Raw genomic sequence first — 9,263 nt, 5'->3', positions numbered from 1 at the left:
GACAGATAATACCGAGGATGCCTGGGAAGCATTTTAATCTTCATATATTGAAATAAAAACAGAATGATTACGTTACTTCACGACGTGCTGCTGAATTATTTTTACCTCTTTTGCCCATGTTTCATGGGCTTTTTTTTAATTTAAAAACGGCAGCTTTAATCAACACACGCTTAAGCAACCTCTTCTCTTTCAATATATTTCTCTTCTTATTCCATCCGTTTCCCGGGATATAACAGCTGTTCATCAGCCGGACTCACCATATGCGAAATAATAGTGCCGTCTTTTTTCAGATAGGCCCCGGTTCCTGTTTCAGCGGGTTCCAGAGTCATAACATCCCCGGGATTTATGGCGTTATTTTCTAATTTTTCAGTCGCAACGAGCAGGGCTGCCTTTTCATTATTTTGTGTTGTTCCGGTAATAGTCGTGGTTTTATCTTTTTCGCTGTGCTGAACAGAAATCACCACTAACTGTGCCGGGATAAGCACCGGTAATAGTATAATTCCGCTGATAACGGCAGAACTCAGCAGGCTCGGTGCACTGTAGAACGATGAACCGGCCAGATAAGGATGATGTGACGAAAATTCGCCAGCCTGAACCGGGACTGAAACCAGTAATACTGAAGACACTAACATTGGAATAACACGCAGTTTCATAACTCACCTCTATTAAATACTTATTGTCTGATTGTCAGCGTTGACTCATCAACAGAAAATCCGGTCATATATTTTGATTCTCTGTATTTATCTCGATTCTGATGCTGTTATTTCCCCTCTCATCGCACTGGCACGGTTATCATACCCCGGCACCCCGTTGGTTTTGACCTCACAAAAGAGGTATTTGGAATCAATCGAAGTCCGGATTTCAATATTGCGTTCTTTTGCCTGTGCCATGACAGCCGGAGTGTCAGCAGAAAGAAGGTTAGTTTACCACCGTGACTTTACCGTCGATAATTGACAGGTACGGAGTGAGTATGAATACTTTACCCTCACGGTTTTTTATCTTTAACGGCGGCACTCTGCCATACCCTTTCTCAAAGCGGAAAATCCGTCCGTCCATGTATGAGCTGAATTCAAATCCCGTCCAGTCGATAGGAACGGCTTTGTAACCCTGCTCAAAATACCCTTTGTAATTCATTGATTCCCACATTTTTTCCGGTGTACTGCCCTGCTCAGCGGCCAGCGATTCCCACATCCCTCTGGTTTTCTGGTAAATTGCCGTTAAATCCTGACGTTTCATGTCATTGTGTAACGCCTCATAAAACGCTTTGACGGCTGGGATATCTGCTTCGGTCACCGGTCTTGCATTGACCCATGGCCATATAGGTAAATCCCCGACCAGAAAGGTTTGTGATACTTCACGAAAACCCTCCTCCGCTCCATCCAGTCTCGGGCTATTTCCGAAAGTAGTACCTTCTCCATTATAATAACCAGTGTCAGGGATAATCTTACCGTCACGGACAATTAGCTTCACCGCCGCCACGTATTCATCGGTTCCGTTCTGCCTCACATCCTGTATTTTGGCAGAGCACCACATGTTATCAGTAACAATTTTATCGCCTTTAATGGAATCATGTAACATAGCAATACTTAAGGTATTTTTACCGTTTTGCAGGTGCGAACTAATAGTTTGTCCCATTGCAAACCCTCCCGTGACTGCTCCGATATTCTTCATAACCAACATGTCATTGATTTTGACGAAACAGAGCGCATCATTAGTGTTAAATGACACCATGTAATTTGTTTTCATTGTTTCCTCTGCATAAAGCTGACTGCCCAGCAATAATCCGGCGGACAATATCAGCCCCCGCTGAACCCGGCGTAAACTTCCGGTCAGATTTATCTTTCGGTAATTCATTATCAATAATCCATTCTTTAAATTTTACGTCAGTCTCCGGACAACCGACCGGTTTGCCGTTAAAACGGCAACGTTATCAGCAGAAAAATGGCCCGGGTAACGCCCAGCCATCACAGACGGAGCGTCAGCAGAGAGAAGGTTAGTTTACCACCGTGACTTTACCGTCGATAATTGACAGGTACGGGGTGAGTATAGAAACTTTACCCTCGCGGTTTTTTATCTTTAACGGTGGCACTCTGCCATACCCTTTCTCAAAGCGGAAAATCCGTCCGCCCATATATGAGTTGAATTCAAATCCCGACCAGTCAATGGGAACGGCCTTGTAACCTCGTTTAAAATACCCTTTGTAATTCATTGAGTTCCACATTTTTTCCGGTGTACTGCCCTGTTCAGTGGCCAGTGATTCCCACATCCCTCTGGTTTTCTGGTAAATTGCCGGTAAATCCTGACGTTTCATGTCCTTGTGTAACACTTCATAAAATGCTTTAACGGCAGGAATATCATCTTCAGTCACCGGCCTTGCATTAACCCATGGCCACTCCGGTAAATCCGCCGCGTGAAACGTCTGTGACACCTCACGGGTCATTTTTTCACTTCCGTCCGCTCTCGGGCTGTCACCAAAGGACGTATACTGCCCGGTGTAATAACCGGTATCCGGCGTAATCCTGCCGTCACGGACAATCAACTTCACCGCCGCCACGTATTCATCGGTTCCGTCCTGCCGTGCATCCTGTATCTTCGCTGAGCACCACATATCATCCGGCAGTTTTTCACCGCCACCGACCGGCTTCTGCAGCATTGTGATACTCAGGGTATTCTGCCCGTTCTGCAGGTACGAACTGACCGTCTGCCCCAGGGTAAACTGCCCTTTCCACATACCGCCGTTGTCCGTCACCAGCATGTCATTGACTTTGACCAGACAGAACGCATCATTGGCGTAAAATGACACCGTATAATTTGTTTTCATTGCTTCCTCTGCGTGAAGCTGAGCGCTCAGCAATAATCCGGCAGACAATACCAATTCCCGCTTAACCCGGCGTAAACTTCCGGTCAGATTTATCTTTCGGTAATTCATTATTAATAATCCATTCTTTAATGGCTCTGTTACCAACCGCGCCATGGCAGGCGGATTACAATCGGTAACCGTATCAGGCGTTCCGGAGAAGAAAAAAACTAACACGCGGTCTCCTGCCCATAAACATTCATCAAACACCCTGCCGTAACCTTCGGTTTTTCAACATCAGAAGAAATACACGATAAAATCACCGGCGGGCATCTGATGATAAATCACAACAACTAAATCTGCGCCGGACGCGATAATTTAGAGGGCATGCACCATAATACGATTAATGTAATAATGCCAATAAAAGGAACGAAAATAACTAACAGCAACCACGGTGAAAAATCAGCATCCCGTAATCTGCGCACACCCAGTGACAATCCCGGCAAAAGTAAAAGCAGCGATAAAACATCAGAAATAACCTCAGTACCAATTGAAAATTCAAATATTCCAACGACGATACCGATAATAATTGACGCAAGCTGAAAATACCAAAACTGTGGTCTGTTTGCTAATCCGGAAAAATTAATACAATTTCTAATGCCATCTAAAAAATAATCAAACATTTACTCACCAAATAATAAAAAAGAAAAACCACAACATTATTTAACATTGAAAAATAATGCTAAACATCATCAAAATACGATCATACGCTGTTCTGCCACATCAGAATTACATCAACGGCCATACCAACACACCGGAGTAAAATTACCCCGGCGTGTGACCGGAAAATATCAGCCGCCGGTCAGATAACCGGAATATACTTTCCGTTTACCAGTGAAAATATCGGGGAAAAAAAGAATGAGCTGTCATCACCATCTTTATCAATATAACTTACCCCCACCGGGGAAAACCGTAATGTTTCCTTATAAACCATCCGCACCATTTTGCCGTTATTCATCGGAATAATATAAAAATTGTCCCAGTCTATCGTCTTCATTTCCACATGTTTTTCATCATATATGGTATTGTAGCGCTGAGAGTCCAGAATTCTGTCTGCTGTACTTTGCGTGGTGACGGCCCAGGCTTCTGCCGCCGGGGTGTGAAGTTTTCTGACTTTTTTAATGTCTTTATTTTTTAACGCCAGCCACAGTTCGCTGTAGGCCTCTTTCAGCAGAGCAATCTGTTCCGGACTGCCGGTATACGGCTCAGAATGCACCCACTGCCAGTCCGGCAGACCGGAAACTGTAAAAGACTGTGTAAAATGATAAAGGGTCATATTATCCGGATAAGCTCGTCTGTTTATATTTCCGGAAGTTGCTTTATTTTTTGTAACCAACTCGGTCGGGTGAGCGGTTATTTCTTTAAAGACAGCCGTCTTATCCGGCACATTATTACGGTACGCCTCCGGCTGGCCCTGTTCATTGATGCGGATATCCAGTGTGGCAAGGTTCACCACCCGGTCATTATCGTAATCAACCAGTGTCATCTCCGCTTTACAATAGGCTGCCGGATTAAACGTGTTTTTATTCTCAATCCCAGCGGCATTTTTTGCAAACCAGTCCAGCGCCCCCACTTCCACCGTTAATTCATTTGCACCGTTGCTCATGGCGATATAGGAGTTTGTACTGGTGGTACCGGCTCCTTCCCCTCTCAGCGCACTGGCCCGGTTATCATACCCCGGCACCCCGTTGGTTTTGACCTCACAAAAGAGGTATTTGGAATCAATCGAAGTCCGGATTTCAATATTGCGTTCTTTTGCCTGTGCCATGACAGCCCCTGTCATGATGAATAATGACAGTAATAATGTATTTCTGAATCTCACCTGATTGCCTGCCTGAATTACGGGAGCGTCTGCCGCCCTGTATTGTATCAACACACCAGAGCAAAATTGCCCCGGTGTGTGACCGGAAAATATCAGCCGCCGGTCAGATAACCGGAATATACTTTCCGTTTACCAGTGAGAATATCGGGGAAAAAAAGTATGAAGCTTTCTTTCCTCTTTGGCTAATATAACTCACTCCCACTGGTGAAAACCGTAACGACTCCTTATAAACCATCCGCACCATTTTGCCGTTATTCATCGGAATAATATAAAAGTTGTCCCAGTCTATCGTCTTCATTTCTGCATGGTTTTCATCATAAATGGTATTATAGTCCTGAGAGTCCAGAATTCTGTCTGCTGTGCTTTGCGTGGTGACGGCCCATGCTTCTGCCGCCGGGGTGTGAAGTTTTCTCACCTTTTTAATGTCTTTATTTTTTAACGCCAGCCACAGTTCGCTGTAGGCCTCCTTCAGCAGAGCAATCTGCTCCGGACTGCCGGTATACGGCTCCGAATGTACCCACTGCCAGTCCGGCAAACCGGAAACCGTAAAAGACTGCGTAAACTGATAAAGGGTCATATTATCCGGGTATCCCCGCTTATCCATCGCAACAGAGATGGCTCTGTTTTTTGTCACCCGCTCGGTCGGGTGAGAGGTGGTTTCTTTAAAAACAGCCGTCTTGTCCGGCATATTATTACGGAACGCCTCCGGCTGGCCCTGTTCATTGATACGGATATCCAGTGTGGCAAGGTTCACCACACGGTCATTATCGTAATCAACCAGTGTCATCTCCGCTTTGCAATAGGCTGCGGGATTAAATGTGTTTTTATTCTCAATCCCGGCGGCATTTTCAGCAAACCAGTCCAGTGCCCCCACTTCCACCGTTAATTCATTTGCACCGTTGCTCATGGCGATATAGGAGTTTGTACTGGTGGTGCCAGCCCCTTCCCCGTCCATCGCACTGGCCCGGTTATCATACCCCGGCACCCCGTTGGTTTTGACCTCACAAAAAAGGTACTTGGAATCAATCGAAGTCCGTATTTCAATATTGCGTTCTTTTGCCTGTGCCATGACAGCCCCTGTCATGATGAATAATGACAGTAATAATGTATTTCTGAATCTCACCTGATTGCCTGCCTGAATTACGGAACCGTCTGCCGCCCCCGCAACATGATGGCGGGGGATAGAATAACACCCAGCCATCACAGACGGAGCGTCAGCAGAGAGAAGGTTAGTTTACCACCGTGACTTTACCGTTAATGATAGATAAATAAGGTGTAGATATGAAAACATCATCACTGGTTTCATCTATTTCGATTAATAACGGTGATACTCTTCCATACCCCTTTTCAAACCGGAAAATTCGCCCACCCATATATGTGTTTAATTTAAATCCCGCCCAGTCAATAGGAGCAGCCTTATAGCCTCTGGCAAAATACCCTTTGTAATCCATCGATTCCCACATCCGCTGTGGTGTACTGCCCTGCTCAGCTGCTAAGGATTCCCACATCCCTCTGGTTTTCTGGTAAATCGCCGGTAAATCCTGACGTTTAAAATCATTCTGAAGTGACTCATAAAATGCTTTTATGGCCGGAATATCGCGTTCTGTTACCGGTGTTGCGGTTGTCCATGGCCATTTCGGTAAATCCTCGGCGTAAAATATCTGTGACACTTCACGAAAACCCTTTTCCGTCAGGCCTGACCTTGGGCTGTCACCGAAGGATGTGTACTGCCCGGAATAATAGGTGGTATCCGGTGTTATCTTACCATCACGGACAATCAGTTTGACCGCAGCGACATATTCATCACTCCTGACATCCTGAATTTTCGCTGAGCACCACATATTATTCGGTAGATCATCATCATTACTTACTGACTTGTGTAACATCGCAATACTCAAAGTATTCTGCCCATTTTGCAAGTATGAACTGACAGTTTGTCCCATAGAGAATTGCTCTTTCCACATGCCGGCGTTATCCATCACCAGCATGTCATTAATTTTCACAAAACAAAGGGCATCGCTGGCATTAAATGATACTGTGTAATTTGTTTTCATCGTTTCCTCTGCATAAAGCGACCCTGTACTGAGCAGTGCCCCTGATAATACCAACCCACATTTAACCCAGAGAAAACCGCCACTCTGAATCATCTTTATCCAGTGCCTCATAAATTATCCATTCCTCAAATTTACCCGCTTCAACTGTACTTAATACATCATCTTTACCTTTATTTCTTGAGTTCTGTCCTCGGCTTACCTTCACGTAAACCTTGGCTTTTACCCCTTCGTGGTACACCACCGCCGTCAGGTCATCCCCTTCCTCTTTGTCAAAATCCATCGTTAACGTCGATTTAATTTCCGCACCCGCCTCAAAAAAGCCTCCCACACCGAAAACCCGGACGCCGCCTTCCACATGCGCATCACCGACAATTTCCCCCTGAAGCCCGATACTGCGGCCATCAGACTTAAACTTACCATAGTCATTGGTTTTGAATTTATATCCACCATGCACCCCGAAGCTGAATATCAGTTCCAGTTTCAGAATGGCATATACACCATCACCGCCCTCTTTGAACGTATCCTCCTGTGCCGCTGCCGCTGTCCGCACGGTATTGACTACATGACCATACGGCCCCAGAAACCGTGACAGTGCCGTCAGCAGGTCTAACGTGATTTTAAAACCGAAAAACGGCGCAAAACCGACTGAAATATTACCTTCAGTGATAACACCGACACCGGCGGTGTCGGACTGAACAGTTTTGACGCCGCCTGTAATTTCCAGTTTCGGATAACAAAATTCCGCACTTACCAGCGGAAATATCTGGTTATTCTTCCCTTTCTGCAGCGCGCTGTTGAGCATGTTGAAACCCTTGTCAATGGCGTTCAGCAACGTCAGCTTATTTTTGTTCTTCGTAAATTCTTTTTTGAGCGCAGCCGTATAGCCGTACCTGTCTCTGCCGATGACAGAGAGAACCTCACCCTCGATAGTCACACCACTTTTTATCTGATACTTACTGGTATGCTTTGTCCAGCCGCCATGAGAGGGCTTGTAACCGGCTTCCTGATTTTGTTTTGTCCGCTCCTCCTTTCGTTCCTCATCATTTTTTTTCTTTAATGATGATTCCAGACCGATACTGACTGTAGCTGTTAATTCCCGGTACAGAATGAGATTGAACCGGGCGGAGGCCAGATGCCGGAGTCCCTCAATATACAGCATCGGCAGGCCGTGAGTGACCGGCTTCATGACTGCCATGCCTACCTGTGCTCCGCGGGGCAGGGTCAGAAATGGCTTGCCGTCACACTCGGCGAGTCGCATGGTATAATGCTGACGGTAGCGCGGATCATCCGTCAGACCGCCGCGGGTTATCAGACTTTCAAGTACAGCAACAGGATTATATTCAGTATAAGAGAATCCCCTGGTTTTTCCGGTATACGGCAGAGAGCCGGTGAAGGCTTTTTCCGGATTAAACTCACCGAACAGACTGTCGTCCGCCCTGAAAATATTCCCCGTCGGACAGTGCGGGCTTTTAGACATACAATGTTTTGAGCGGGTAATTAATGTCAGAGGTGCTTCCGCGCCGACATCGTGCACATCTTCATCTTCATCTTCAGCTTTGTTCGCATCGTGAGCTTTCATTTCCAGCAGGTGATCATATTCTTTAAAAAAGTAAGCCTCCTGGCGGTAAGTATCCGTTTTGCCTGCAAAATGGATTTCTGCGTAGAAGGCACACCGTGGCAGAAGATGACAGGTCTGACAGGCTGCGGTAGTCGCGGAGCGGAGAATATCTAATAACATAATAATCCTTTGTTAACTTTACTCAGTGCAATGACGTTGCTTTGGTTTCCGGTATACAGACCGGCGGCATTTTGCATGTCAGGCTGGCACCGGAGATATTTTTCATTCTGCTTCTTTGATATCTGACACAGAATCTCAGTTAAGTCAGAACATCATTATGAATGGTAGATATCAGGAAGCGCACCAAACAGAGAATCCAGTAACTGACAGACTCTGTAGTTAACTTCACCCTCTGATTCCGATAAGAAACGCAGCCATTCCGGCGGAATATCACTGAAACGTTTTATCCGGTAAAATGACAACGCATAGCAAAAATACAGATAAGATTCCGTATCCGGAGACGATAGCCCGCTGAAAAAATTAATGACATCCTGAGACAGAGTGAGGCATCTTTCGAGACCGGACGGGGACAGCCCCACAGATAACCGATCATAATCAAAACGATCATCCGTCAATGTGCGGTGCATTATGTCAACGATAGATAACGTCATGACGGTATTGCTGCTGTTTGCCTCATTCATTAAAAAATAAACCGCCATTTTTTTTGCCAGCTTCTGTTCAAATACCATATTGATTTTTGCATAGTCATCAGCAGAGAACTTCATAAACATACCACGCAGCGTTGCCTGTTCCGGATATCCCTTCCGCTGTGCCTCAAACCGGTCCGATTTTTTGTTTCCCCACAGGTTTGTTTCCAGTTTGGTTACCGGCCCGAGAAACGTATGCAGCCGCCAGTCATCAAACGTGGCTAAAATTTCCCAGACATTTCTCGGATCATAAAAACGCCAGAAG

9 protein-coding genes and 1 pseudogene are annotated in these 9,263 nt (G+C 45.7%); all 10 read right to left on the bottom strand.

Translation table 11 applies throughout. The features are described 5' to 3' along the window. Window positions 1–206: 206 nt before the first annotated feature. A complete protein-coding gene (locus N7387_RS20470; protein ID WP_279800850.1) occupies window positions 207–632 on the bottom strand; it encodes an STM0539 family protein in 426 nt (141 codons plus the stop codon). A 108-nt stretch (window positions 633–740) separates the two neighbouring features. Beyond that, complete coding sequence (locus tag N7387_RS20465) at window positions 741–890, bottom strand: hypothetical protein (protein WP_262862391.1); 150 nt, start codon at window positions 888–890, stop codon at window positions 741–743. A 28-nt stretch (window positions 891–918) separates the two neighbouring features. After that, window positions 919–1,794, bottom strand: a complete 876-nt coding sequence (locus tag N7387_RS20460; RefSeq protein ID WP_279800849.1) for a hypothetical protein — start codon at window positions 1,792–1,794, stop codon at window positions 919–921. 199 nt (window positions 1,795–1,993) lie between these two features. After that, window positions 1,994–2,821: a hypothetical protein gene (locus tag N7387_RS20455; RefSeq protein ID WP_279800848.1), complete on the bottom strand. Its 828-nt coding sequence runs from the start codon at window positions 2,819–2,821 to the stop codon at window positions 1,994–1,996. A gap of 329 nt (window positions 2,822–3,150) precedes the next feature. Further along, the gene (locus N7387_RS20450) at window positions 3,151–3,480 is read right to left on the bottom strand and encodes a DUF805 domain-containing protein (RefSeq protein ID WP_279800847.1); all 330 of its coding nucleotides are present in this window, start codon (window positions 3,478–3,480) and stop codon (window positions 3,151–3,153) included. A gap of 179 nt (window positions 3,481–3,659) precedes the next feature. After that, entirely contained in the window at window positions 3,660–4,625 is a 966-nt protein-coding gene (locus N7387_RS20445; protein WP_279800846.1) for a hypothetical protein, read from the bottom strand. A 157-nt stretch (window positions 4,626–4,782) separates the two neighbouring features. Continuing rightward, window positions 4,783–5,748: a hypothetical protein gene (locus tag N7387_RS20440; protein WP_279800845.1), complete on the bottom strand. Its 966-nt coding sequence runs from the start codon at window positions 5,746–5,748 to the stop codon at window positions 4,783–4,785. A gap of 160 nt (window positions 5,749–5,908) precedes the next feature. Next, entirely contained in the window at window positions 5,909–6,733 is an 825-nt protein-coding gene (locus N7387_RS20435; RefSeq protein WP_279800844.1) for a hypothetical protein, read from the bottom strand. Window positions 6,734–6,794: 61 nt separating this feature from the next. After that, on the bottom strand, window positions 6,795–8,471 hold the full coding sequence (locus tag N7387_RS20430) for a hypothetical protein (protein ID WP_279800843.1): 1,677 nt from the start codon (window positions 8,469–8,471) through the stop codon (window positions 6,795–6,797). A gap of 155 nt (window positions 8,472–8,626) precedes the next feature. Beyond that, window positions 8,627–9,263 (bottom strand): annotated as a pseudogene (locus N7387_RS20425) (hypothetical protein); the annotation flags it as partial.

Source organism: Morganella sp. GD04133 (genome assembly GCF_029835375.1).
Lineage (GTDB): Bacteria > Pseudomonadota > Gammaproteobacteria > Enterobacterales > Enterobacteriaceae > Morganella > Morganella morganii_B.
Note: the sequence above shows the minus strand (reverse complement) of the source record. Positions and strands in the feature narration are given on the sequence as shown.